This window comes from Psychrobacillus sp. OK032, assembly GCF_900111345.1.
GTDB lineage: Bacteria > Bacillota > Bacilli > Bacillales_A > Planococcaceae > Psychrobacillus.
On record NZ_FOGY01000009.1, the window covers coordinates 18,903 to 44,617 of the forward strand.

Here is a 25,715-nt window from a genome sequence, read left to right on the forward strand (position 1 = left end):
AGTGAAGAGAATGGAAAAGAGGTCATTACAAGCACGTATTTTTGGTTTTGGAGCAGTCTTTGTATCAGTCGTAGCGATTATGACGGGTATATCTTTTTACTTTATCATTTCGCATGCGATTGAAGGCCAAATTGGAGAAAGAGCGCTTAGTATTGCTGTAACAACGGCAAAGCGACCAGATATTGTAGCAGGTTTCGGGTCAGAGAATCCATCAGATACGTTACAGCCGATTGCGATGTCTATTCAGTCAGATACAGGAGCGGAATATGTTGTTATTGGGGATAAAGAAGGTATTCGTTATGCGCATCCAGTAGTAGAAAGAATCGGGAAAAAAATGGTTGGGGATGACAATGAACAAGCCCTATTAAACGGGAGATCCTATATTTCGGAAGCCACTGGCACACTTGGTACAGCGCTTAGAGGAAAGGCACCTGTAAAGGATGAGAACGGAGAAATTATTGGTATTATATCAGTTGGGTTTTTAAAAGAGGATATGACAACGATATTCATTCGGTATGTGGATAATATTTCCTATATCGTCGTGATTGCGATATTACTAGGAATTCTTGGTTCTAGTATATTGGCAAGGAATATAAAGAAAGAACTGTTTAATCTTGAACCAGCAGAAATAGCGAATTTATTTACAGAGCGTAATGCATTAATAGAATCCGTTCGTGAAGGAATTATTATGGTAGATGCAAAAGGCATAATTACAATGGCAAATTTAGCAGCACTTGAAATATTATCATTACCGTCGCAGACCGAATTAGTCGGTCGAAACGTTTGGGATGTTATACCAAATACATATCTTCCGCAAGTACTAGAATCGGGCGAAGAACATTTAGACCGATCGATGGAAATAAGAGGGGAAAAGGCAATCGTCAATCGAATACCAATTCGTGTAGGCGAGAAAATTATCGGCGCTGTGTCTAGTTTTCGTTCTCAATCGGACATTGACCGTTTAGCAGAAGAACTATCTCAAGTTAAGCAATATACGGAGGCTTTACGCGCCCAAACACATGAATATAATAACTTTTTATATACGATTTCAGGACTTATTCAATTGAACTCTTATGACGAAGCCATTAACTTAATCCATGTAGAGACGGCAGAGCATCAATCCCTTATTCAATTTATGACGAAACGTTTGCAGGATCCATTCCTTGGAGGAATTGTTATAGGGTTTCTTAATCGTGCAAAGGAATTAAAAGTGCGGTTTATATTGGATGAAGATAGTTATTTAGAAAAACTACCAAAACATCTACAAAAGCATCTATTTGTGTCTATCATTGGTAACTTAGTGACAAATGCATTTGAAGCGGTTGAAAAATTACCAGAAGAGCTGCGCAATGTCCGCATATTGATCGTGGATAACGGAGAGGAAATAATAATAGAAGTAGAAGATTCCGGAGCAGGGGTGCCGGTGGAAGTACTGGATGTAGTTTGGCAAGAGAAAGTGTCTACGAAAAGTGAAACGAATCGGGGATTTGGTTTGGCGAAGGTAAAGGAAAATGTGAACGATCTAGGTGGTTCTATTGCGCTTGAAAATGGAGATTTGGGTGGAGCACTGTTTATCGTTTCTATTCCAAAAGGGGGATATTTACATGACAAAGCAAATAGAGATATTAATAGTGGAAGACGATAAACGAATTTCTGATATTCATAGACGATTTATTGAAAAGTTAGAAGGATTCAAGGTTATCGGTTCTGCGTACACAGGAGAAGAAGCAAAGGATTGGATTATTTCGTATATGCCAGATTTAATTTTACTAGATGTATATCTTCCAGATACACTGGGAACGGATTTACTGACAATCATTCAAGAACATAGTCCGGATACAGATATCATTTTTATCACTGCAGCAGCAGAGTCAGAAATAGTGAAAAAAGCGTTTCGAGGAGGCGTGGCAGACTATATTTTAAAACCACTAACTTTTGAGAAGTTTAAAGAAAGTTTACTATCCTATAAGATGAAAAGGGATATTCTTACAGGTACCGGGAAAGTCCAAGAAGACTTAATCAAGTCTCTTTGGAATAACACTTCTTCCGTTTCTAATTCAGAAGATACTCCGCCAAAAGGAATTGATCCAATTACGAAGGAAAAAGTGGTCAATCATATTAAGAAAGTGAATGACGGCATTACAGCGGAAGCACTTGGGGTGGAGGTTGGTGTAAGTCGTTCAACTGCAAGGCGTTACTTAGAGTATCTTGCTTCTGAAAAGCTTGTCTACGCGGAACTTATTTATGGAACAGTTGGTAGACCTGAACGGAGATACTTTATCCATTTGTCGTGAACAATATGAACAAAATGATCACAATTTTCATTATCCAACTTATCGCCATAAACATTGTATTTGTTAAATGTTCTGATAAATTATTAACAAGCGTATGAAAACGCTATCATTACATGGGGGATAAGGGGGATTTTATGAAAACTTGGAAGAAAGTCACGTCAATCGCGTTTACAGCGGCTTTGGCAATAGGCTTAGCGGCTTGTTCGTCAAGTGAAAAAGGAAGCGAAAGTAAAGTCGAAGGAACAACTGCATCGGATTACCCGAAAAATAATATTACGATTGTTGCTCCATCAGGTGCTGGAGGCGGATGGGATTTAACAGCACGATCTATAGCTAAAACGATGAATGATACGAAATTAATCGAGAAATCAATCGTTGTTGAAAATAAACCAGGAGGCGGCGGTGCTGTTTACATGGCACAGTTCGCAACGAAAGAAGCGAAAAATGACTATGTACTGATGGTAAAGTCACCACCAATTCTTATTAATAATGACAAAGCGGAAGGGAATAGCCCTTACGGTTACAGAGATACAACTCCACTAGCACAACTAACTCGTGACTACGGAGCAATTGTTGTAAAAAGTGATTCATCTTTTGAAACACTGCAAGATGTTCTAGATGCGATAAAAGAGGATCCAACTGCAGTAACACTGGCAGGTGGATCTGCACCTGGATCAATGGATCATCTAGTAGGAATCTTGCCTGCATTTGAAGCAGGAATTGATCCAAAATCAGTGAAGTATGTTTCATATGATGGTGGGGGAGAAGCAGTTGCTGCGTTACTAGGTGGTAATGCTGACGTTATCGCAACTGATGCATCTACTATTGCAACATATGCAAAATCTGGAGATGTACGCGTATTAGCAGTTAGCTCTTCCGAACGTTTACAAGGTGAACTAGCAGAAGTACCAACTTTTAAAGAGTCTGGTATCGATGCAGAGTTTACGATTTGGAGAGGTATTTTTGGACCGAAAGAAATGTCTGAAGGTGCGGTAAACTATTGGTCTGACAAACTAGCAAAAATGGTAGAAACAGACGAGTGGAAAGCAGAGTTAGAGAAAAATGGTTGGGCAAGCGAATATCGTAACTCAGCAGACTTTACTACTTATTTAGAAGAACAAGATAAAGTGATTGTGGAACTTTTAACAGCACTTGGCATGCAAAAATAATAGTATAAAGGCGGCTGCAAAGTCGCCTTTTTAAGTTAGGAGGGAATAAAAATATGAATAAAAAATTCGACCGGTTTGCCGGTGTTGCCTTTTTGTTAATAGGAATTTTATTTTTAATAGAAAGTCAAAAAATTTCCGATAGTGCCTATGGTTCATCTGTCGGTCCAAAGATATTTCCAATGTGGCTTGGTATTGTTTTGATGGCTTTGAGTATTCGACTAATCTATGAAACGTTTAAATACAAAACGGAAGAATCGAAGAAAGAAAAGCTACAATACAAGAAATTCTTTATTATTTTTGGGAGCGCAGTTCTGTATGCATTTTTCTTAGAGAAAATTGGATATGCTGTATCCACTTTTCTATTTTTATTGATCGCATTTCAAACGATGGAACGAGGAAAAGTGGTCTATTCCGTTATCATTTCGGCAGCTTTTTCATTTGGTGTGTATTATTTGTTTTCAGAGGTTCTCGGCGGTTCACTGCCAGGGTTTCCACTGTTTTAGGGAAGGAGAGATTAAGCTATGGATACATTACAATTTTTAGCGGACGGATTTAAAGTTGCGTTTCAATGGCATAATATACTGTTTGCATTTGTCGGTGTTCTTATCGGGACTGCAGTAGGCGTTCTACCAGGTATCGGCCCGATGAGTGGTGTTGCTCTTCTTATTCCTGTAACAGCGACCATTACTTCAGGAATGCCAACAGGAGATGCAGCAGCAAGTTCACTTATATTGTTAGCAGGAGTTTACTATGGAGCAATGTACGGAGGCTCTACAACTTCGATTTTATTAAACACACCAGGGGAATCGTCCTCTGTAGTTACTACATTAGATGGGTATCAAATGGCTCAACAAGGTCGAGCAGGATCCGCTTTATCAATCGCAGCAATTGGTTCCTTTTTTGCGGGAATTGTGGCATTAATAGGACTTGTACTTTTAGCTGAACCACTCTCAAATGTGGCGATAAAATTTGGACCAGCTGAATATTTTTCACTAATGTTATTAGGGTTAGCGGCTGTTAGTGGACTTGCGGGAAAATCAATGACAAAAGCATTGATGATGACGGTTTTCGGACTAATGTTAGGAACAATTGGAATTGACGCAGTTTCTGGTATTGCCCGTTTTACATATGATCAGCCGGTTTTATACTCAGGCTTGGAGTTTTTAACAATCGCAGTAGGATTATTTGCACTTGGAGAAGTTATTAAAACAATTCTAGAGCGTGACGAAGAAACTGGAAGCATAGCAAAAATCAATCGAGTATTACCGACAAAGCAGGATTTGAAGGATAGTACAGTTCCCATTGTTCGTGGATCTCTTCTAGGCTTCTTTATAGGTGTTTTACCAGGAGCAGGAGCAACTTTAGCATCTTTCTTTTCTTACACAACGGAGAAGAAATTCAGTAAAAACCCCGAGTCGTTCGGAAAAGGAAATATTGCTGGTGTAGCGGGCCCAGAATCAGCGAATAATGCAGCCTCTGGTGGAGCAATGATTCCACTTCTTACGTTAGGGATTCCTGGATCAGGTACAACCGCCATATTAATGGGCGCACTAATCATGTACAATATTCAACCAGGTCCACTACTATTTGATGAGCACCCTGAAGTTGCATGGGGATTGATCGCAAGTATGTTCATCGGGAACTTAATGCTACTTGTACTGAATATGCCATTGGTAAGAGTTTTCGCTAAAATTATTCAAACACCGAAAAAGTATTTACTACCAATGATTATCGCAATCTCATTTTTTGGTGTTTATGCAGTACAATATACAACGTTTGATTTATTCCTATTGTTGGGCTGTGGGATTTTAGGTTATCTATTATCAAAGAATGATTACCCGGTGGCTCCTTTAGTGCTAGCACTTGTATTAGGACCAATGATTGAAAATAATATGCGACGTGCTTTAACAATTTCTAATGGAGATTTCAGTATTTTCTTTACGAAACCATTGTCATTAGTATTTATTGTTGCAGCTGTAGCGTGGTTGTTAGTTCCATTATTGCTCAAGCTTAGAGGACGAAAAGTTATTATAAATGAAGAAGGTTAATAGGAATGCAGACTCCGTTTACGTGTAGAGTCTGCATTTCTTATTATACGATTATTTGTGGCCGTATAGAAAATCTTATGACTCTAGCAGGACTACGATATAGTGAGAACTTATCTCTGAAACAATGTCATGATTGTACTGCTTCTTTTCTCAACAGTAATTTTCATGATACGATTGGAGTATAAAAAGCTATGGGAGGGGGAGGTTCCGTGTTCATGGATAAGCTGAAGAATAAGTTAAACGAAAACCAACCTCTATTTATTGGGGAGGAGACCGCATTACGTTCAGCTATTATGATTCCACTCGTTCAAGTGGATAAAGAATGGCATGTCCTTTTTGAAGTACGTTCACTAACAATGAGAAGTCAACCAGGGGATATTAGTTTTCCAGGTGGTCGAATCGATCCTACAGATGCATCGCCAATGGATGCAGCCATACGAGAAACCCATGAAGAATTAGGTATTGATCCAGCATGTATCAACGTTTTGGGACAAATGAGTGCGTATATTTCATCGCCTTCTTTTGTTGTGTATCCATTTGTAGCGACGATTGACCAAGATCAAATACATTCCTTCAACAGACAAGAGGTAGAAGAGGTATTCACGATACCAGTCGACTGGTTGTTAAGTTATCAACCTTATATGCACACAGTATCGGTTCAACCGATGCCCTTAACCGATTTCCCTTATGAAAAGATTGTGAATGGCGATAAATACCAATGGAGACCACGTGCGATAGAAGAATGGTTTTATGATTTTGAAAAATATACAATATGGGGTTTAACTGCTAGGATATTAAAACATTTTGTAGAGACGATTAAGTAGATAGTTTTATTAGAAAATGTGAATAGGGAATTTTTATAACTGTGTTCGAATATGTTGTATATAACGAAGAGTGGACAAGAATTCTATTATTGTTGCTCTTACGATAAGGAGGCTAGCTGATGACAGTGTCGGTAGGAAAGTATGTGGAAGTAGATCCTGGTGTAGAATTATATGTTCAAGATATAGGAAGTGGTGACCCAATTGTTTTCATCCCTGGTTTTACATTTACAACGGAAGTGTTTACCCATCAAGTCGAACATTTTGCCAAAACAAATCGAGTAATTGTTATTGATCCAAGAAGTCATGGTCGCTCATCGATTACGTTACAAGGAAATGATTATGTAACTCATGGAACGGATTTGGCAAAGGTACTCGATGCATTACAACTAAAGAACGTAACGCTGGCAGGCTGGTCATTCGGGTGCTTAACAGTTTGGGAGTATCTTAAACAGAACGGCTATGACAATGTAAAATCCCTTATTTTCATTGACATGTCACCAAAGGCATTATCAACAAACGATGTAGAAGATTGGGTGGAAGGTCCTTTAGGTGACATTGGGGCAATCTATAACACTTACTTACGCAATCCAGCTGGTCAACGGGAATTTATGAAGGCATATACAACGAGTGTCATGGTACAACGTGATGTAACCGAGGACGAGTTGAATTGGCTAGTAGAGCAATCTTTAAAAACGCCTTATTATATTGCTGCTAATTTATTTGCTTCTGGTATGTTCTCTGATTACCGTGAAGAGGCGAATGAAGCGAGCGAAACAGTACCTACATTGACGATTGTTGCGGATCATTGGGCAGATACAGCAATTGCGTTTACACAAAAAAATTCCCCGAAAACCTCCATAGAAGTACTTGGCGGGCACCTCATGTTCTGGGAGCATAGTGAGAAATTTAATAAACTGGTAGAAAAGTTTTTAAAAGCATGACTGTGAAGTAAAAAAATTTAGAAATGCAGACTCTCTGTAAGCTGAGAGTCTGCATTTTTGTGAAGTGATTATTTGTGACCGTGCAAGTGAGTTGACATACATGTGGAAGAAACACAAACTAAAGATAAAGAATAAACGAGGAGGCAACAAGATGAAGAAACTATTATTAACAGGATTTGAACCATTTCTATCTTTCACAGTAAATCCTACTATGCGCATTGTAGAAGAGCTAGACGGACAAGATATTGCCGGTTATGAGATAGTAGGACAAGTATTGCCAGTCGATTTTGCATCATCTGGAGCTGAACTATTAGCACATATCGAAGAAATAGAACCGGATGTGGTTATTTCATTAGGTCTAGCGGGAGGAAGATACAAAATTACACCAGAACGCATTGCGATTAACGTAAAAGATGGAGCAGCTGACAACGAAGGACATGTCCCAATCGATGAATCTATTAATCTAGAAGGAGAACCAGGCTACTTTTCCACATTGCCGATCCGTCAAATGGTCAACAAACTAATAGAAGCAGGATTCCCTGCAGAAATATCCAATACAGCAGGAACTTATCTATGCAACAACGTCATGTACGAAGCTTTGCATTATGCGAAAACAACGAAAATCGATATGAAAGCTGGATTTATCCATATTCCCGCTTCTCATGAACTAGCTATACAGCATGGAAAGATACCCAGTTGGTCACATGCAGATTTGAAGCGAAGTGTGGAAATTTGTATTGGAGTACTTGGGGAAAAATATTGAAGGAAGTTTAACAATAATAGAAATGCGGACTCAGCGTTTTTTGGTAGAGCGAATATTTATGACCGTCCGAGAGAGTTTACATAAATGTGGAAGAAACACACAATAAGTATACAGAAAAACAAAGCTTGAGAGAGGTGACGTATGAAAGCATATATATTGAAACTAACTTTTGAAAATATCCAACCATCCATTTGGAGACGTTTAATCTTACCTGCTGGGGCAACTTTCAACCGTCTACATGAGACGATTCAATATGCAACGAATTTCCAAAGTTATATGGAACCTTATCATTTCTTTGCAATCGAGACGGATGAATTCTTTAGTACAAATAATGGAGCTATTTTAGAAGAATATAAAGGACAGAAATTTGCTGGCAAAACAGTGAAGTCCCCTACCCATATTAAAATAGATAAGTACCTTGAACAACAAGGGCATCTCCTCTACACCTATGATTTTGGGGACGACTGGAGAATTCAAGTCGAGCTAGAAGACACGGTAGAGGATTATTATTTTGGTTACCCAACACTATTAGAGGGAGAAGGGGTAGCGCCGCCTGAGGATGTCGGTGGGCCACCCGGGTATGAGGAGTTTTTAAAGGTGTACCATGACCCAAAGCATCCAGATTATTTGTCGACCTATGCATGGGCAGAGCGCCAAAACTACTTACAGTTAGATATAGACAAAGTGAATGAGCAGTATAAGTTTGTCAAATACAAAAAGACAGAATGGCAACAGATCGACCACGACAATTATTTCGTGTTATCCGATAAATATCGGGGAGCAGATTACGTAGAGATAGAAGAACTCCCGAACAAAGACCTCGTCATTCAATATGCAATAGCATGTTCCAATCTATATGGAATGATAAAGTATTCCAATTTTCTAGAGATATATAATGCACAAAACGAGCCTTCTCTATCGAGTAAGGAGTTACACGCATTATTGGCATATCCTGCATATCAAAAACAACTAAAGCAACATTTTGTATTGCTTTATAGACAAGGATTTGTTAACGAGACTATAGATCATTTTGATGAGTATGAAGCTCTTCTAAAAAGCACAATTGGCAAACCTTTTTACGTGCCGACAAAAGCGGAATTACTTCGTTATACAGACAATTTTTATATTGAAAAGACAGCCCACCAAGAAAAGCTTGCGAAAATGATTGCAAAAGACTTTTTCGGTGGCAGTTCCCTTATGGTGAATAATGAAATAATCGACTTAGTAGGTCATTTACAAGTGTTGGATTGTAACCCCCAACAAGCGATACAAGATTTTCTAAGTCGTTTCGAAATGAAAGACATGACCCAATTAAACGAGTACGTGCAAGAGATTAACATGATAGCAAATACGACACGCATTTGGGAAAACAGAGGTCATACACCAGATGAACTTTTCCAAATGGAAAAACATTATTTAAAGCCATTACCAGTACCGAGCTTAAATGTCATCGACGGTGGCAAAATAGGCAGAAATGATTCTTGCCCATGTGGCAGTGGAAAGAAACACAAGAAATGTTGCGGGAAATAATGGCGCTAGGGAGGTAGGGTGATGTATCGAAAAGAATTATTTGTATTCCAAGAAGGAAGGCCAATTCGAGCGATTGTAAGAAACTATGTGGAAGAGGATTTTAAAGACTTGATTGCCATTCAGCAAGAATGTTTTCCACCCCCCTTTCCGTCTGAATTGTGGTGGAGTGAGGAGCAGCTTGAAAACCATGTGAAGCTTTATCCGGAAGGCGCATTATGCGTGGAGATAGATGGTGAACTTGTTGGCTCCATTACTGGAGTATTGGTTCATTTTGATCCAGATAACCCAATACATACTTGGGAGGAAGTGACGGATCATGGTTACATTCGAAATCACAATCCTCAGGAAAAAACATTGTATATTGTAGATATTTCTGTCAAACCCGCATTTCGTAAGCTAGATTTAGGCAAGCTGTTGATGCAGTCGGTATATGAGCGGGTCGTTCACGACGATTTGGATCGCGTGCTTGGAGGAGGAAGGATGCCAGGGTATCACCATTATGCGAAGCAACTGACGCCTGAACAGTATGTGGAACGTGTCCTGGCTGGTGACTTGAAAGACCCAGTGATTTCATTTTTGCTCAGATGTGGGCGCACCCCAGTTTGTGTCGTTCCAAATTATTTGGAGGATGAGGAGTCACACAATAATGCTCTGTTGATGGAATGGAAAAATCCTTTCAAATAACACAGACAAGCACTTTATACCATTATTTAACTTTTTTGTTCACTTCATTTGTTTTTGTCTGATACTCTTTCGGAGAGACACCATATTTCTTCTTGAACTGTTGCAAGAAAGCGGACATGCTTTGATATCCAACTTGAAGTGCCACATTTGTTACACTCTCGGAAGGATTACGTAGCAACTGTGCTGCTTGTTCCATGCGAATGGTTGCTACACGTTCCATAGGCGTTAGTTGGAAAGCTCTTTGGTACATGCGATTCAACTGTGATTCACTAACATTTGTTACTTCCGTTAACTGCTTCATTCGAATCGGTTGGTGATAATTTTGTAAAATATAGCTTTCTGCGTTTCGAATAGGAACCGGTAATAAATAGTGATCAAGGACATACGTGATTTTGGACAGCATATGTTCATTTGGAAAGATGTAAGCCATGATTTCCAGTAACGCAAGATGAACAAAATAAGGTTGGTTTTTGGAAATATGAACAAGGGTTTTTTCGAGTAGGATATTGATCTCCACCGTCCACGGTTCCTGTAAAATACATACTCGATTTGGATTCTCGAGTAGCGAAGGAGAAAAACGGTTGTGTTGCTGCAAGAGGTGAACAAATTGCTCTGTTATGGAGATAGATAATGGAAAGAGAAGCGTACTGCTTTTCTTACTAATCTCAAACTGAACATTTACACCTTGCGGATAAAACACATATTCTCCTACCTTGAGTATGCGAGATTCGTCTTCACCGATTTGATAAGTCAAACTACCTTCCAGGACAAAAAGGATTCCGGGTTCCGTTGATGTGAATGCAGAACTTGTTTTGTTTTGATAATGAGAAAATGAAATACTATCAAGCACAATATGATTCTCTTTTTTTAAAACATCAAGTATTTCTTTCAATTCGGCACACCCATTTCCGGTTTGTTAGTTAAATTAACTATAATGGAAAACGCCTCTCTATATCAATAGAGAGGCGTTTATCAAAAAATGAATTATAAAGGATACAGTTCGATTTCGTCTTGAGATTCCAATTCTGCAATCATCGTGTGCCATGCTTCCGGTTTATGCGACAGAATCGCATAATATGATTTCAAGAAATCAGCGATAAAATTGGCATTTAACGTTTGGACATCTTGAAATGGTAAGAAGCAGAAATCCAAGTCAGTAACGGCATCGCCTTCATTTGTCCATGAAGGGTGCACGTACGTGAAATTCAATCGTTTAAAGCCGAGATGAGCTAACACTTCACGACGTACAAATGGATTCATTGCCTTAATTCCACCAAACGCATGGTCAAGGGTTCGGTACGGATCGTAAATCTCGGCAAACACACCAATCAACTCGACGTTATGCTCTTTGGAGAGCTGCACTAAATCTACATGTCTTTTTTGGGCTAGGAACGGTCCGACTCCTATGCCTTCCTTTCCAATCATCGTAAAGTCCGTCATTGATAACTTCTTATCTGCATAGAAACGATATTCAGTTGCACCTACAACTTCACCATCCTCTACTGCCACAAACATACGAATAGTTGGGTCAAGTAAAGGTTCTCTCCATAATTCGTACTCAAGTACTTCTTCAGCAGGAAATACTTCTTGCATCAATCTGTGCATTTTCGGAAACAATGGGTCTTCTATGTTTTTTATTTGAACATATTCCATTACACTCACTCCTTTTGATTAATTACCTAAAGTTTACTTTTGCAAGACCATTTCCTTTGTCATGGAAGCTTCAACAGTCATTGTACCAAGGTCTGGATATAAATCGAATCGACGGTCTCTCCATGTTGTAACGGAGCCGTGTGCCCGAACTTCATTCAATAGTGACAAGTCAAGATCAGCAGAAATAACCATATCGTTATTAATTTCACCTTTTACCAAAATACCATCTTGCGGGAAAGGTACATCATTTGGCGTGATTACAGCTGCTTGTCCAAAGTTTCCGCGCATAAAGTCTACCGTTGGAAGTGATCCAACAGTTCCTGTTGTTACAACATACACTTGGTTTTCAATTGTGCGTGCGTGGCTTGTGTAACGAACACGGTTGAAGCCGTGGCGGTCGTCGGTACAGGAAGGGGAGAAAATCACGTCGGCACCCATGCCACGAACCATTCGTACTATCTCCGGGAATTCAATATCGTAACATGTTAAGAGTGCTATTTTTCCTTTTGGCGTTTCGAAAATTCGGAGAGACTCACCCGGCGAAATTCCCCATTCCGAGACTTCAGTCGGCGTTAAGTGAAGCTTCGCTTGTTCACCAATATGACCATCCGGCGAAAATAGATGCGCAACATTGTATAAACGCTCCTCTTTGCGAATGACATGAGTCCCACCAATTATATAAACTCCATGTTCCATAGCTAGCGATGAAAAAAGCCGATAATAGCTTTCAGTGTAATTCGGTAGGTTTTGGATTGGTTGACCTTCGCCAGTATCAGAAATGGAAAGCAACTGTGTCGTTATAAATTCTGGAAACAAAATAAAATCAGTATTGAACTCAGCAGCTGTTTTCACATAATGTGTCACCTGTGCCTCGAATTCCTCAAAATTATTAATTGTATGAAGATGATATTGTACAGCAGATACACGTAGTTTCATCTGTATACCCCCCTTGAAAATAGTATCTATTTTTTAAAATAATAGATGAATCATATCATAAAAAGTGAAAAAATCCATACGAAATTCAATCATAAAATGATGTGATTCTTGCATCTTGAGGGAGGCTACTCTGATTTCTACAAATGTGCCAGTGACTGTTTGTCGTATGCAAAAGCAGCGAAACCAGAAATGAAGGCAGGATTTATCCACATTCAACATGGAAAAATCCCGTGCTGGTCTCATGATGATTTGAAGAGTAGTGTAGAGATTTGTATCGGGGTGCTTGGTGAATGATATGTAAAAAGGAGGAGTAGGAAAATTCCCTGACTCCTTCTTACTTTAGACCGGAAGATTTTAGGACATTCTCTTTATACATTTCTTTGACTGCTAAAGGCATTTCTTTCGTGGATTTCCATTCCGATTGTTCGTCATCAAAAGTCTTTTTCAAGTCCTCAGGAAATTTCATTTCATACAGATCGTCTATACTCTTAACTCTTAGAGCTGCCATTATAGCAAAGAGCTGAACTTTATTTATACTAATTCCTTTGCCATTAACAAGGTCTGATATTGTTCCTACCCTCATTCCTGTCATTTGTGCTAAATCCTTTTGCGTGATCCCTCTTTCTTTCAACCGATCATCTATCTTAATAGCGAAGTAAGCCTCTCCTAGTAATCCCGCCGTATTCATTACGACATTATTCATTAGACTATGTCCAGATTGTAATAAATCCTGAACCTTCATTTTTTTCATAATAACTATCTCCTTTGCAATGTTTCCGCTAATGTAATACATAGTAAAAGTATGTCCTACAATGTGTCAGTTAACTCAATGTTCGTCTAAAAAGTAATAGACTGTCGTTAAATACTCGAAGAAAATTAGGATATAACGTATGATAAAAGGAAAAGGGGAATGTATATGTACGATCCAACCATTTTTGAAAATTTAAAAGTAGCATTGGAAAACCTTGTGTATGATTTAGATAATATCGATCACAAGATACATATTACAAACCGTGTAGACCGAATGGATTTTTCCATTCTAGCTCGGGAGTTCGCTATTCAATTTACACTCGTCACCCAACAAGACGTTACAGCGGAAATTGTGTTAAAGGCTTCCTTAGAAGATTTAGCAGGGGAGATATTAGAAACACCTGGTAAACAGCTAGGCTGTTCCTTGTTATTACGGTTTAACAAGGGAGTGCAAAATGTAGACCTACAATGTACAAAGATTGAGCAAGCATTAAACAGTATTTGGGAGAATGAGATCCAATTAACGCAAACATTAAGTTATGTGTATGATCAGAAAGCTTCCGGTTATCTCAATACGATAGACATAGAGTTTATACACAAAATTAATGAGGATCATATGGATGATATTACAGATTTTCTTGATCATGTATTAGAGACATTGGAAGTGTTGCATGGTATATAGAAACTATGAGAGAACTTGCCATCTTTCAAGCAGAGTATGATATGGTAAACTATCTACAAATCATATTTTAGAAGGTGAACACCATGCTTGAAGTAAGCGAAAGTAAATTAGCACAGTATGTCGTGCACTATATGGGCGATGAGCTCGTGTTAGGGCAGGAAGCATACCCGCAGCCAGAGGTCATGCTAGAAGCGGCCTTTACACAACTTGCGTTCCATAAACTCGACCTAGATCAACAATATGCATTTTTTCATGAGACGGATATCGGATTAAATGAAGTGTATACATACGCGAAGAGTATTTTTGATAATCCTAATAGTTTCCTAGAACAATCACAACATATCGCCAAGCACTTACATAGTGTATCGCAACACCCGAATATAAAAAATGGTGAATTATTTACCGGCCTATTTGAAAATAGCTTGTTCCATAATGAAGTCAGACAAGTAATAGCCATCGTGAAAATTGAAGAAAAAGAAATGTTTTTAGATGTCAAAAATGAGCAAAACAATGTGGTCGTGAATGGCGTCGATGGTATTAATGTGAAGAAAATTAATAATATGTGCGTCATTGTAGATATGGGCCAAGACGAAGTGCCGGCAGTATTCTTGAAAACGAAAAGGAAAGAGGATGTCGTGTACTGGCAAGAGCGTTTTTTAAAGCTCAAAGTGGCGGACGAAAGCTTCCATAAAACGAATTTAGCATTAACAGAATGTAAAAAATATATTCTAAAAGAAGAAACTTTTACGAATACCGATAAACTAGGTTTTTTAAACAAAACGCTTGAATACTTTCGAAACGAAGAAGAATTTCAGGTAGACGACTATATCGAAACGGTATTTGAAACGGCGAATGAAGTACAAAAAGACGTCCTTATTAATACGGTAAAGCCATATGAAACAGAAATATCTGAGAGTGCTATTGCGAAAGCAGAAAAAAGTTATAAACGTAAAATTAAACTCGATGCAAATATAGAAATTCAAGTAAATGTACGTGATATCGACAAAGTGAATGAACTGATTGAAGTCGGTTATGACGAAGTGACAAATCGTAAGTTTTATAAGATTTATTTCGAAGAAGAAGCATAAACAATACTGTTGAGTTACCCTGGTTCCGATTTAGATTGGAACTGGGTGATTCAACAGTATTTCCTTTTAATTTCGTAGAAAAGTTAATCATACTAGCCCATTTTCAACTTGTAACTTCACTCACATTAAGTCCAGTAGCTATTGCCATTAACCCCACAAATCAACCTTCTTTCAACATTCCACATACTGCCTTCTCAATACCTTGTTCAATACCTTCCTCTCGACCTTTATCTCTCCTAGAGTTAGGCAGATCAAAAAATTCATCCGAGTTGTCTAATTGGTTGATCTATTTCACAAGCCCTACCTCCTCTTTTTCATCTAGTTTTAAGTAGTATTCAATAAATCCGTTTATTAACTGGGATTGTGCTGACACTGTAGCGTGTTAAAGGTATCAAGAAAATTTATGATTAAATTGAAAAATACCAAAATGGATGGACCACTTATTCTACTTGTATGTTTTTTCCCTTATCATATCTGGATAAAGAAAGTATTAGAAATAAATATTTATACTATACAAATTGCTAGACTAAGTCTATATAAGATACTGTCTTTACTATCTTAGGCAAGCGCATACTGTTCTTCTGAAATACATGAAGAGTACACACGATGTACACAAGAGTACTATATACTGGATCTAGAAAGTATAAACGGGGGTGTAGTGTAATGAAAATAAGAGCATTCATGTCCATACCTAAAGGAATTGGATAGATGTGGAGAGTGCGACAATGAAACGAAGGATATTGTTAGTGGAAGATGACATGCTTTTGCGTGAGATTATAATGGATTATTTCAAAATGGAACAATGGGAAGTGTACGAAGCGGAGAACGGAAGACTAGCGCTTGAGATTTTCAAACAAAATTCCATTGACCTGATTGTTCTGGATATTATGATGCCGGAAATGGATGGATGGTCGGTATGCAGGCGCATTCGCGAGAAGTCTGACGTACCAATTATCATGATCACAGCAAGGGTGGAAGACGATGATCAGTTGATGGGGTTCGAGCTTGGTGCCGATGAATATGTGACGAAGCCCTTTAGTCCGAGATTATTAGTTGCTCGTGCTATTGCTTTATTGAAAAGAACGGAAGGGACGATTGGTCGTGAAGGAGATATGCTTACCTTTGGGGATCTAATGGTGAACAGGATGGCTCATACAGTTTCCGTGGCGGGAAATAAGATTTCTCTGTCTCCGAAGGAATACGATTTACTCCTCTTTCTTATAAAGCACTACGGTAAGGTTTTGCCACGTGATTATATTCTGGATGCGGTATGGGGATATGATTATTTAGGGGATTTGCGGACAGTAGACACCCACATAAAAAAATTAAGAGCCAAGCTTGGGGACGAAGGCCGATATATAGGCACTGTCATTCGCGCAGGCTATAAATTTGAGATGGAAGCATGAGAAGACAGGGGGTAGTCTTTAAACTTTTCGTGGTGACTTCTATTATGATTTTGATTGTTTTTTCTTTGGTGATGGTTGCAGAAGGCTTGTTTTTCGAACGATTTTATCGGATGTCCAAGATCCATGCATTAGAACGGAACATGAATCATTTCGAGGATAAATACAAACTGGTCGAATCCAATAAACGCCAAATTTCTCGGCTACTCGGTTCATTTATGAATGATAATGATACAAGTACTTCCATCTTAAATGAGAGGTTTGAACGGATAAGCATAAATCCTTATTTTCTGGAATTACAAACAGACAGTAAGACCATTACAATTCGTATCCCCACGGATGGAATGGAATTAGATGCTATTCCGCAAGGGATTCAAATCGACGAAACACTGGAGGTAGACGGGATCTTCATGGATGAGGATGATACCATCATGCAGCTTGTAGACATACAGCAGAAAAATGAAGACCTCATTAATGGGTTGACACGTGTGAAGGGGAAGGTAACGGATCTAATGCTGCCTGAGCAGCGCTCCTACAACCTACTTTATCAGGATACCCTAATTGATGAAGCACTCCAGGACTGGATGCCGAAATTGGAACAATATGAGTCTCGTTTACAGAACGGTTCGCCTGTTCAGATGGAATGGAGAGATAATTGGAGCGGTGTCCAATATGCTGTTCTTATTCAATCACTATCAGAGAGTAAAAATACGGATCGTTATTTAATAGTCATGACTTCTCTGCAACCAGTCGGTGAAGCAGTCGAGATACTCAAGCGATATTTTGTTTATTTGGCGCCGGTAATTCTTATGCTTATCATTATTCTTTCTTTGATTTACTCCAGAATTGTATCCCGTCCGTTAGTTACGCTAAATCGTGCTGCAAAGCGTCTTGCTAAGTTAGACTTTACCATGGAGCCCGAAATCCATTCGAAAGATGAATTCGGAGAGCTATCGCGTAATATGATATCTTTGTCATGGAATTTAGATACGACCTTAAAGGAACTTACCGATATGAATGTGAAACTACAAGCGGAGATGGAAGAAAAGCAGCGGTCTGAACAACTTCGTAAAGAGCTGATTGGGAACATCTCTCATGAATTGAAAACTCCTTTAGGCATTGTTAAAGGTTTCGCAGAAGGGCTGCAGGATGGGGTGGCGAGCGACAAAAGAGACCGTTATCTGGCTCTCATTGTGAATGAAACCGATCGGATGAATGCCTTAATCATGGATATGCTAGAGCTTTCCAAATTCGAGGCAGAGGCCATTCAATTAACGCTTAGAAGCGTATCCATGACAAGCCTTATTCAACATGTAGTTGATTCGTTTTCTCATCAGTTGGAGAGCAAGCACCTTCAATGCAAGTTAAACAAAAAGGAAGAGGAAGAACTGTTCGTAAAGGCAGACTCTAGACGAATCGAACAGGTTGTACTTAATTTATTGAGTAATGCCATTCGACATGCAGTGGAGAACAGTGTCATTACCATTAGCATCGAGCGAACATCTGCCAGAAAGATATACACCGTAATCGAGAACAACGGACCGCCCATTGCAGAGGACGATTTGAGCCGGATATGGGATCAATTCTACCGGGGTGAGCGATCCCGGGATCGTAAATCTGGAGGGACCGGTCTAGGACTTGCAATCGTCAAACATATCCTGGAGCTTCATGATAGCGAGTTTGGTGTGATGAATACGAATAAAGGCGTCGCATTTTCATTTACCTTATATGAAAGCGGAGGAGAAATACATGAATAACAAGAAATACATCTATATCATTTCAGCACTGTGCGTGCTGCTTATGACCAGCGGATGCACTAACGAATCACCATCTGGAGACTCGGATACTAATGAGGAGCAACCATCGGAAACCAATAACGCGCAGCCATCTGAAACCAATCAAGGCAATACCATAACAACAGATGATGATTCAGAGAATACCGATACTGAAATATTAATCGTTATAGATCAGACCCCAAAACCGATAGAAGGAAATAGTTTCGATTTCATAATCAACCAAGTCCCGGAAGGATTCGCTCTAGCCCAAATGCAGTGGATTTCCAAGGATAACCTGATTGTAAATTCGGTTCAAGATGCCATTCGAAACGGAGCGAATGGGGAAGATGGATTTTACATTAGTGGGAACGGACAATACTCTGGTTTCATATATCCAGATATGATGAAGGGCGATGAAGGTCAGGTTGTATTTCTATTCATAGATGCTCAAGACAATGATTTAACTTGGAAAAAGAAATTAACTTTGAGTCCGTCAGCAAACTCTCAGGAGGGGAGTAAGGATGAAAACGCCGTTGAGAATCCACAAGATACGTTGGAGCAATATATTCTGGCTATCACTAATCAGGATGCTGGAAAGTTGGTCGAGTTATACGGCGGTAGCTATAACGGACTCGTGAATTTATTCTCCGAAACGGACCCTAATGACAAGCAGAAATTATTTGAACAGTATCTGAACATGATGCCTAAGATTTCTCTTAAAGAAGTTCTTGAACAGACGGAAGTAAGCAAGGACGAATATAAATTCGTGATTACGTTAGAGCAGGAAGACGGAAGCTTGTTCGAGACAAGGGAGATTGATACGCTCACCGATAAGATTACTTACACAGTTAAAAGAGTCGATGGCAAACTGAAAATGATGGAACTGCCTCACGGCCAGCTTAGTTATTAGTTTGATGGAAGTCTTCAAATCGGCTGGGAACATAAGTCTAGCCAAATATATATAAGAAGAAAAAGTCAACCCTATTAATGTTTCTAATTGGTCATGAGGCTTTAGAGTTCAAAATTAACTCCTAAAGTTGAGTAACCAATTATAAGTAATGCAATAAAATATACTGCGGGAAGTCAAATTATAATAAGAATATTTACTTTGGCTCAAAAGAGTTCTGTATCTCTTGTCATAGAAGACAATGGTATTGGTAAAGAGGGGAAGGACCACAATAGGATTTTTTACGAAGGCTTTTACTGGTTAATATGGAATATGTTTTTCTAAAAAGAGACGGCGGTATGGGACTTTATTTATCCCAAAAATTATGAAAAAACATGGGCTTGGGTTAACCATAGAATCCAATACGACTATGGTGATAAACATTAATCTTCTTTATATATGATGTAAATAAGGTAAGTGAAGCTCACAAAATGATGAAATGCATCGGATTAAAACTAAGTGAATCTGAATTGAAAAGGTTAACTAAAAAGTCTGACGATAGTGATTCTGCTTACATCGAAGGTAGGCGCTGTATAAAAACTGTAATGAAGGATATTTTTACATGAGATAAAAGACAAGGGGATGATCAATACGAAAAAGTTAAAAATATTTGCTACGCTCCTATTAGTCTTATTGACTCTTACTGCTTGCGGCATGCGGCAGGAAGAAAATAGAACCGTGAACATAGAGCCGAGTGAAAGCATTACCGTTAATGGAAACAAATCCACCGAAACTAACTCACCCTCTATTTCCATTGAAAAAATCGTTAAATATGAGGGAATGGAAATTACTGATTGGTTAAATGAACAGACCGTTGTCCTTTCAAAGGAAAACGAAGACCTTGAAAAAATGAGCCTCTTAGATAATTCCGAATCCTACCCCAGAAGCATATACCTGTACAATCTGGATACAAAAGAATATAAAAAAGTAAAATCGCAAAAGAATATGTTTCTTGGCGGGGCGATATTGTCTCCCGACAAAAAACACCTATTGTACTATGAATACTCTATTGGTGATACCGCCTATTATGTGATGAATATGGATGCAGTAGAACAATCTCCCGTGACGGAGGACAATCTTGGAATCGCCTATACAGCCGAGTGGACCTACGATCAACATGTGATCGGTGCTTCCTATGCTGGTGGGGCATATATGGCTGATACAAATAGGAATATTACTCCGATTACCGAGCTATCGGGGGAACAATTGTTCACAGTGCAAAAAATAAAGGATAAAATTTATTATATTATGACTGACAGCACCTCCTTCCAGTTATACATGCTGGATTTGGTGACGAAAGAAAAAAAGAATCTGAAGGTTGAGAATGCAGATGGAATAACACTTTCGCCCGATGGGAAGCAAATGCTGATTACTCAAGGAACGGAATCCACGAGAAGGCTTCTTGTTGCTGATGCCGAGGGAAATGTTTTAAGAACAATAGCCGAGGGTTCTGAAGTGACCGGTGCTTCCTGGTCTCCTAACCAGCAGATGATCGCATATCAACTCAAATCTTCCATCGACGGCGTAGACACTAGCGGAATCTATTTGTACGATGTGTTAACGGAAAAATCCGTACAAATTATGGAGAATGTCGGAGCTTCTAAAATAAGATGGAGTTCATCTAATAAAAAAATTGCAATTACAGAACTAAATGAAAAAAACTATAATAGCAGCATTGTATATTTGAAATAGTACAAAGTATTAGTTTCCGATTTTTATAAAGATACTGGTTAAGAAGATTAATGTTTGACTATGGTGATAAACATTAATCTTCTTTATATATGATGTAAATAAGGTAAGTGAAGCTCACAAAATGATGAAAGACTTCGGATATAGACTAAGTGAATCTGAATTGAGGAAGTTAATTAAAAAGTCTAATGATAGTGGAACTGCTTACACCGAAGGTAGTTTATATATTCATGCATCTAGTTCGAAGATTCAGATTAGGTGGTAACAATAATAGGGAGGAAAACAAAATGCTTAAATCATTAAAAATATTAACAGCACTAGCAATAACAGCATCTTTAACTGCAACAACTATTAGTCCAACCTTTGCACAAACTAAAGTAATGTGGGGTAAAACAGAATTAAAAATTGGACAGTCTGGTAAGGTTACAGTGATGAAACTTACTAAACTTTATACTATAGGTAAAGACAACTCTTTATCTGAAAGTCGTACTGTTAAAAAAGGTGAAGAGTTCAGAGTATATCAATACAAGAATCAAAATGGAGGTCTATACGGAATAGGTGGTGGACTCTTTGTTAAAAAAGATTCAAATATCAAGTATGAAACTCCCTCTAAATCAAAATTAGAGTTAGTTAAAAATGGTGCTTCAGAGTCGTACTATGGTGAGTGGATTATTAATCAAGTTCAAGCTTATGGAGTAGGTACTTATAGTAGTGAGGATGCAGAAAGTTTATTCGGGAAAAGTTTAACTTTTACAGCTAATAAAGCAAGTTATTTTGGAGATCGACCCTCACATATAGAAAAGGTGGCTACCAAACCTATTTACACCGAAACGATTATTTCAGAAAGTGATTTCGTAGCAAAATATCGTATCCCTTCGGATCTTTTAGGAATTGAAGCACCTACTATTACAGAAATTAATGTTTCAGATTCAAATGGCCATGTTTCTACATTCTTAATAAAAGATGATAATACATTAATTATATTCGGTGGTGGCACCTATTTTGAGCTTATTAGGAAAGCCTCAAAGAATTAGTAGGTAATGGTGTAGATACTAATCAAATACAGAATCTAGGTTAGATCAGGTAGAACTGCTTATCTCAACAGATGAACAGGAACGCAATCTATGGGTTGTAACTTCCTGTATCCAAAAAAAGCTGTTAAGAGCGGTCCTCCTCTTGACTGGATTCTTTGGATACAGGACCATCCTTAATGGATGCCGTTTTGAGAAGGACCTAACTTTTGTGTGTCCAAAATATTGACTTAGATCCAATGCACCAATGTAAATTCATCCTAACTGCACCATTGCCTTATAATTCTAATTAATAATTCGTTTTACTAATGTACATATAGATGATAATATAAGTTCTCTTAACCAAAATAAATAATAGGTTAGAATTTTCAATTGTTGAACGAATGGCGGAGAAAAATGAATATTAATTATAGATACAAGCGGATTATTTTTGCTTTTTTAATGGCTTTTAGTATGTCCTGTTTTATTACATTTATATTAATCTCCATAAGTAATGGTTATAATAGTTTGTTTTTGTCTACGTGGTTGAAAACTTGGTCACAGGCTTTTATATGTGCTCTTTTTGGTGCTTACTATTTTCCAGTATTAATACAAAAAATAATGCAAAAAATTAATTTTGTAGAAGGCGAGTAAACTATGTTTTCTTTCAATCGCTTTTAAAATAAGAAGAGGACAAGACATGTGAGAACTTCTTTACTGTCTTGTCCTTTTTGTTATCTTTTCACTTCGTAATGCAACTCGGCAAATTGATTAAAACGATTTATGCTCTTTAAGGTAAGTCCTGTTTCAAAATCCATTTCTTTGAACAAAGGAATTCCTTTTCCAATTATCACAGGAGATACTGTAACAATCATCTCATCCACTAATTTATTTTTGATAAACGAGTGTAATAGATCTCCACCGCCCATTACCCAGATATTTTTACCTTCTTTGTTCTTCAATTGATTTGTAAAGTCGACTACATCTCGACTAAAGAATTGGACGTTCTCATTTTCCTGACTGACGGTTCTAGAGAAAACATAGCATTCCTTACCTTCATAAGGGAAGCTTTCCATTTCTTGCTCCATGACCCAGTCGTACGTGCGTCTGCCCATAATTACCGTATCTACTGTATCGTAGAATTCGGAATATCCATTATCTCCTTCACCTTCGACCTTAAACAACCAGTCAAGAGAGTCATTCTCTGTTGCAATATATCCATCTAAGCTTGTCGCAATGAACAATACGACCTTTCTTTGATTCGTCATAAGAACCTCCTTATGGTTAGTTTAATATATTAGTTTCTAGCGCATGATTTTGCAACCTAGTACCCGAATTCTCTATCTTAAAGATTTCAAGGTTGATTTGCAATAGCACTTGATGAATTGGAAGTGAGTGCACTTTTCAAAACCATATTTGTGACAATTAAACCCAAGATGATGGCTATACCAAATACAATGAGAGAACCAACCAAAGCTAGTTTCACCGTCATCAGAAAGAGTATTGCAATCGCAAGCATAGTCATGATAATAACAGAATTCCAAAGAGTACGATCTCTAACCGTTTCCAATAAACTCGAAGAAGGAACGCTTTTGGTTTCAGCATTTGCTGCTGTTAAAATTATTTTTAAACGACGAAGATTAATAGCAGGACCCATAAAGGACATGACAACTAATGCTGCTAAAGATATATTAATCCAAGCAACTCCCCAACCCCATGTAGTGAAAACTAAATATAAAGCCGGTAATAAAATCAAAATAACACTGAATGGTAATAACCCGTCCATTTTCACTGCTAATGAAGACCAATCCCGCAAAGCTTCCGTCTTCTTCGCGTGCAGCATTGCAATCATAGCAGTTAGAGTTATTCCAACGGCTACAAACATCACCACTGTACCGAGTATGTGGAAAAACAACATCACATTATAAATCATCTCTACACCCTTTCTTATTGCCTTACTATACGCATCATATTATCTAATTATTTTGAATATAGATAGTTCTTTTTAATTATAACGTTATGCTACTCATTACTCATGCTCGGCAAAAAACGCAAACAGATCACGTTGATACATCTTTTCAAAAACACCACTATAATATCCAGCAAGATTACGGATTTTCTTCTGTTTAGCAGCATGTAGGGAAATCATCGGCGCTTCATAACCAATACTTTCATAAAACTCTCGTTCGTGTGGTAATAATTGAGTCACACGGTATGTCAGACTTCTATAAACACCATACAAATGACTCACCATCTTCTGGTCTTGTCCAAGCAAAGCAAAAATAGCAGACTTGAATCGTTGATAAAAAGTTGGTTCCTGCTTTTCTATGAAGTTATCCACAGCATTTGCAGAGCTCACATTTTCACTAGAATACGTATTATGTAATAATTCTTTTTTAGAGATTAAAGAGATCTCGGTTACATTCTCCAAAACTTCCGCCTCAGTACTTGCTATATCAAGCTTTTCGACAAGCTAGGCAGAGGGACGAGCCAGTCAGAAATCCGTTCTTGGGATAATTCCATGTTACATATGTATCGCGTATTATATGATAAACATATACCGGATGATGCAGGAGTTGCTATTCAGTACAACATTCCTTATAAGTCCAAGCGTGTCGATTTTCTTCTTTCAAGTCATGATGGGGAAAAGATTTATTTTGATGCATTTTTTTCATAACAAATCTTGCAATAGGCTGTGCATCATATTTTCTTTCTTCTTATAATAGTTACATTAAAGTCTAATTCCAAACAGCATACTGACATATATTATTGATAGGTTACTCTGATAGGAGGTGAGTATATGCTACTTTTTTCACCAGTTCCAGGAAGATTCTTTCCCCCAAGAAATAGACAAGTATTTGGCCCTCCTTATCAGGGACAGCAGTTTGGCCCTCCTTACCAAGGACAACGATTTGGAGCGCCTTACCAAGGGCAACAGTTTGGCTCTCCTTATCAAGGACAACAATTTGGAGCGCCTTACCAAGGGCAACAGTTTGGCTCTCCTTATCAAAGACAACAATTTGGAGCGCCTTACCAAGGGCAACAGTTTGGCCAAACTTACGACAATAGATGGAACCCATCTTTCATGTCCCCTAACAATTCATCTCCAGGTATTTTAGGAAAACTGCCGAACCATCTCAACACACTTATAGGTCACGCCGGTACCATACAGAATGGATATAATATGATGAGACAATTAGGATCTGTTATGGGTTTGTTTAGATAGTGAAAAGCCGATGTTCTCTTATATATGGGACATCGGCTTTTTATAATAATGCTCCTAACAACTAGAGAAATGGATGTTGAAGAGGGAGATTACTTGCAGAAGTAAAAAGTAACCCATTATATATTCCGTCTAAAAAACTAAATATTTAGAGTTTTTTAGACGGAATATATTACAACCTCGCTCGTTAAATTAGTTTACTCATACTTTGTAATGATAAATGTCCCTATGGTAGAAAAATTACTCATTCCTTCAAAGATATCCTCAACTTCAGACAGTGATATTTCACGTTGACCATTTTTTGAGG

The 25,715-nt window shown here is 38.2% G+C and carries 29 protein-coding genes; 21 read left to right on the forward strand and 8 right to left on the reverse strand.

All coding sequences use genetic code 11. The features are described 5' to 3' along the window. Positions 1-10: 10 nt before the first annotated feature. The 10 genes from BMZ04_RS16550 to BMZ04_RS16595 all read left to right on the forward strand — a co-directional run bounded on the left by BMZ04_RS16550 (position 11) and on the right by BMZ04_RS16595 (position 10,253). Positions 11-1,645, forward strand: a complete 1,635-nt coding sequence (locus tag BMZ04_RS16550; RefSeq protein ID WP_093274616.1) for an ATP-binding protein — start codon at positions 11-13, stop codon at positions 1,643-1,645. After that, complete coding sequence (locus BMZ04_RS16555) at positions 1,605-2,294, forward strand: response regulator (protein WP_093273909.1); 690 nt, start codon at positions 1,605-1,607, stop codon at positions 2,292-2,294. Before BMZ04_RS16550 ends, BMZ04_RS16555 begins: the two co-directional genes overlap by 41 nt. Before the next feature lie 134 nt (positions 2,295-2,428). Continuing rightward, positions 2,429-3,463, forward strand: a complete 1,035-nt coding sequence (locus BMZ04_RS16560; RefSeq protein ID WP_093273912.1) for a Bug family tripartite tricarboxylate transporter substrate binding protein — start codon at positions 2,429-2,431, stop codon at positions 3,461-3,463. Between the two features lie 53 nt (positions 3,464-3,516). Continuing rightward, positions 3,517-3,966, forward strand: a complete 450-nt coding sequence (locus tag BMZ04_RS16565; RefSeq protein ID WP_093273915.1) for a tripartite tricarboxylate transporter TctB family protein — start codon at positions 3,517-3,519, stop codon at positions 3,964-3,966. Positions 3,967-3,984: 18 nt separating this feature from the next. Next, positions 3,985-5,511 carry a tripartite tricarboxylate transporter permease gene (locus tag BMZ04_RS16570; RefSeq protein ID WP_093273917.1) on the forward strand — a complete coding sequence of 509 codons (1,527 nt, stop codon included), beginning with the start codon at positions 3,985-3,987 and terminating at the stop codon, positions 5,509-5,511. A 209-nt stretch (positions 5,512-5,720) separates the two neighbouring features. Then, positions 5,721-6,335 (forward strand): NUDIX hydrolase, encoded by a 615-nt coding sequence (locus BMZ04_RS16575; protein WP_093273920.1) that lies wholly within the window; start codon positions 5,721-5,723, stop codon positions 6,333-6,335. 119 nt (positions 6,336-6,454) lie between these two features. Beyond that, the gene (locus BMZ04_RS16580) at positions 6,455-7,276 is read left to right on the forward strand and encodes an alpha/beta fold hydrolase (protein WP_093273924.1); all 822 of its coding nucleotides are present in this window, start codon (positions 6,455-6,457) and stop codon (positions 7,274-7,276) included. Between the two features lie 151 nt (positions 7,277-7,427). Then, positions 7,428-8,039 (forward strand): pyroglutamyl-peptidase I, encoded by a 612-nt coding sequence (gene pcp / locus BMZ04_RS16585; protein WP_093273927.1) that lies wholly within the window; start codon positions 7,428-7,430, stop codon positions 8,037-8,039. Positions 8,040-8,180: 141 nt separating this feature from the next. Next, a complete protein-coding gene (locus BMZ04_RS16590; protein WP_093273931.1) occupies positions 8,181-9,569 on the forward strand; it encodes a plasmid pRiA4b ORF-3 family protein in 1,389 nt (462 codons plus the stop codon). Between the two features lie 21 nt (positions 9,570-9,590). Then, a complete protein-coding gene (locus BMZ04_RS16595) occupies positions 9,591-10,253 on the forward strand; it encodes a GNAT family N-acetyltransferase (protein ID WP_093273934.1) in 663 nt (220 codons plus the stop codon). 22 nt (positions 10,254-10,275) lie between these two features. Here the strand turns inward: BMZ04_RS16595 and BMZ04_RS16600 are convergent, their stop codons facing one another. From BMZ04_RS16600 to BMZ04_RS16610, 3 genes are all read right to left on the reverse strand, one after another. Next, positions 10,276-11,145: an AraC family transcriptional regulator gene (locus BMZ04_RS16600; protein ID WP_093273937.1), complete on the reverse strand. Its 870-nt coding sequence runs from the start codon at positions 11,143-11,145 to the stop codon at positions 10,276-10,278. A 92-nt stretch (positions 11,146-11,237) separates the two neighbouring features. Beyond that, positions 11,238-11,906: a GNAT family acetyltransferase gene (locus BMZ04_RS16605; RefSeq protein ID WP_093273942.1), complete on the reverse strand. Its 669-nt coding sequence runs from the start codon at positions 11,904-11,906 to the stop codon at positions 11,238-11,240. Between the two features lie 33 nt (positions 11,907-11,939). Beyond that, positions 11,940-12,842, reverse strand: coding sequence for a carbon-nitrogen hydrolase family protein (locus BMZ04_RS16610; RefSeq protein WP_093273945.1), 903 nt, complete (start codon positions 12,840-12,842; stop codon positions 11,940-11,942). Positions 12,843-13,001: 159 nt separating this feature from the next. On the opposite strand from BMZ04_RS16610, the gene BMZ04_RS22925 reads away from it, so the two are divergent. Next, entirely contained in the window at positions 13,002-13,136 is a 135-nt protein-coding gene (locus tag BMZ04_RS22925; protein WP_255367979.1) for a hypothetical protein, read from the forward strand. 40 nt (positions 13,137-13,176) lie between these two features. Here the strand turns inward: BMZ04_RS22925 and BMZ04_RS16615 are convergent, their stop codons facing one another. Next, a complete protein-coding gene (locus BMZ04_RS16615; protein ID WP_093273949.1) occupies positions 13,177-13,593 on the reverse strand; it encodes a helix-turn-helix domain-containing protein in 417 nt (138 codons plus the stop codon). Between the two features lie 165 nt (positions 13,594-13,758). On the opposite strand from BMZ04_RS16615, the gene BMZ04_RS16620 reads away from it, so the two are divergent. From BMZ04_RS16620 to BMZ04_RS16655, 9 genes are all read left to right on the forward strand, one after another. Further along, complete coding sequence (locus BMZ04_RS16620; RefSeq protein ID WP_093273956.1) at positions 13,759-14,274, forward strand: hypothetical protein; 516 nt, start codon at positions 13,759-13,761, stop codon at positions 14,272-14,274. An 83-nt stretch (positions 14,275-14,357) separates the two neighbouring features. Beyond that, positions 14,358-15,362, forward strand: a complete 1,005-nt coding sequence (locus BMZ04_RS16625; RefSeq protein ID WP_093273960.1) for a nucleoid-associated protein — start codon at positions 14,358-14,360, stop codon at positions 15,360-15,362. A gap of 725 nt (positions 15,363-16,087) precedes the next feature. Further along, positions 16,088-16,768, forward strand: a complete 681-nt coding sequence (locus tag BMZ04_RS16630; protein ID WP_093273964.1) for a response regulator transcription factor — start codon at positions 16,088-16,090, stop codon at positions 16,766-16,768. A gap of 44 nt (positions 16,769-16,812) precedes the next feature. Further along, on the forward strand, positions 16,813-18,522 hold the full coding sequence (locus tag BMZ04_RS16635) for a sensor histidine kinase (protein WP_255367980.1): 1,710 nt from the start codon (positions 16,813-16,815) through the stop codon (positions 18,520-18,522). Beyond that, positions 18,515-19,450, forward strand: a complete 936-nt coding sequence (locus BMZ04_RS22465; protein WP_177184483.1) for a hypothetical protein — start codon at positions 18,515-18,517, stop codon at positions 19,448-19,450. The genes BMZ04_RS16635 and BMZ04_RS22465 overlap by 8 nt, the downstream gene beginning before the upstream one ends. 141 nt (positions 19,451-19,591) lie before the next feature. Beyond that, positions 19,592-19,771, forward strand: a complete 180-nt coding sequence (locus BMZ04_RS23205) for an ATP-binding protein (RefSeq protein ID WP_369802687.1) — start codon at positions 19,592-19,594, stop codon at positions 19,769-19,771. 297 nt (positions 19,772-20,068) lie between these two features. Further along, a complete protein-coding gene (locus BMZ04_RS16645) occupies positions 20,069-21,178 on the forward strand; it encodes a TolB family protein (protein ID WP_093273970.1) in 1,110 nt (369 codons plus the stop codon). Between the two features lie 284 nt (positions 21,179-21,462). After that, positions 21,463-22,209, forward strand: a complete 747-nt coding sequence (locus tag BMZ04_RS16650) for a hypothetical protein (RefSeq protein WP_093273973.1) — start codon at positions 21,463-21,465, stop codon at positions 22,207-22,209. Between the two features lie 438 nt (positions 22,210-22,647). Next, positions 22,648-22,839, forward strand: coding sequence for a DUF2798 domain-containing protein (locus BMZ04_RS16655; RefSeq protein ID WP_255367982.1), 192 nt, complete (start codon positions 22,648-22,650; stop codon positions 22,837-22,839). 80 nt (positions 22,840-22,919) lie between these two features. Here BMZ04_RS16655 and BMZ04_RS16660 read toward each other — a convergent pair whose 3' ends face one another. The 3 genes from BMZ04_RS16660 to BMZ04_RS16670 form a co-directional block, all read right to left on the reverse strand. Further along, the gene (locus BMZ04_RS16660) at positions 22,920-23,453 is read right to left on the reverse strand and encodes a dihydrofolate reductase family protein (RefSeq protein ID WP_093273979.1); all 534 of its coding nucleotides are present in this window, start codon (positions 23,451-23,453) and stop codon (positions 22,920-22,922) included. A gap of 86 nt (positions 23,454-23,539) precedes the next feature. Continuing rightward, positions 23,540-24,118, reverse strand: coding sequence for a hypothetical protein (locus BMZ04_RS16665; RefSeq protein ID WP_093273983.1), 579 nt, complete (start codon positions 24,116-24,118; stop codon positions 23,540-23,542). A 96-nt stretch (positions 24,119-24,214) separates the two neighbouring features. Further along, positions 24,215-24,616 carry a hypothetical protein gene (locus tag BMZ04_RS16670; protein ID WP_093273986.1) on the reverse strand — a complete coding sequence of 134 codons (402 nt, stop codon included), beginning with the start codon at positions 24,614-24,616 and terminating at the stop codon, positions 24,215-24,217. Positions 24,617-24,715: 99 nt separating this feature from the next. Here BMZ04_RS16670 and BMZ04_RS22470 point away from each other — a divergent pair, with 99 nt between their 5' ends. Next, on the forward strand, positions 24,716-24,862 hold the full coding sequence (locus tag BMZ04_RS22470; protein ID WP_177184484.1) for a hypothetical protein: 147 nt from the start codon (positions 24,716-24,718) through the stop codon (positions 24,860-24,862). Between the two features lie 100 nt (positions 24,863-24,962). Here the strand turns inward: BMZ04_RS22470 and BMZ04_RS22475 are convergent, their stop codons facing one another. Continuing rightward, positions 24,963-25,265, reverse strand: a complete 303-nt coding sequence (locus BMZ04_RS22475) for a hypothetical protein (protein ID WP_177184485.1) — start codon at positions 25,263-25,265, stop codon at positions 24,963-24,965. Positions 25,266-25,715: the final 450 nt, after the last annotated feature.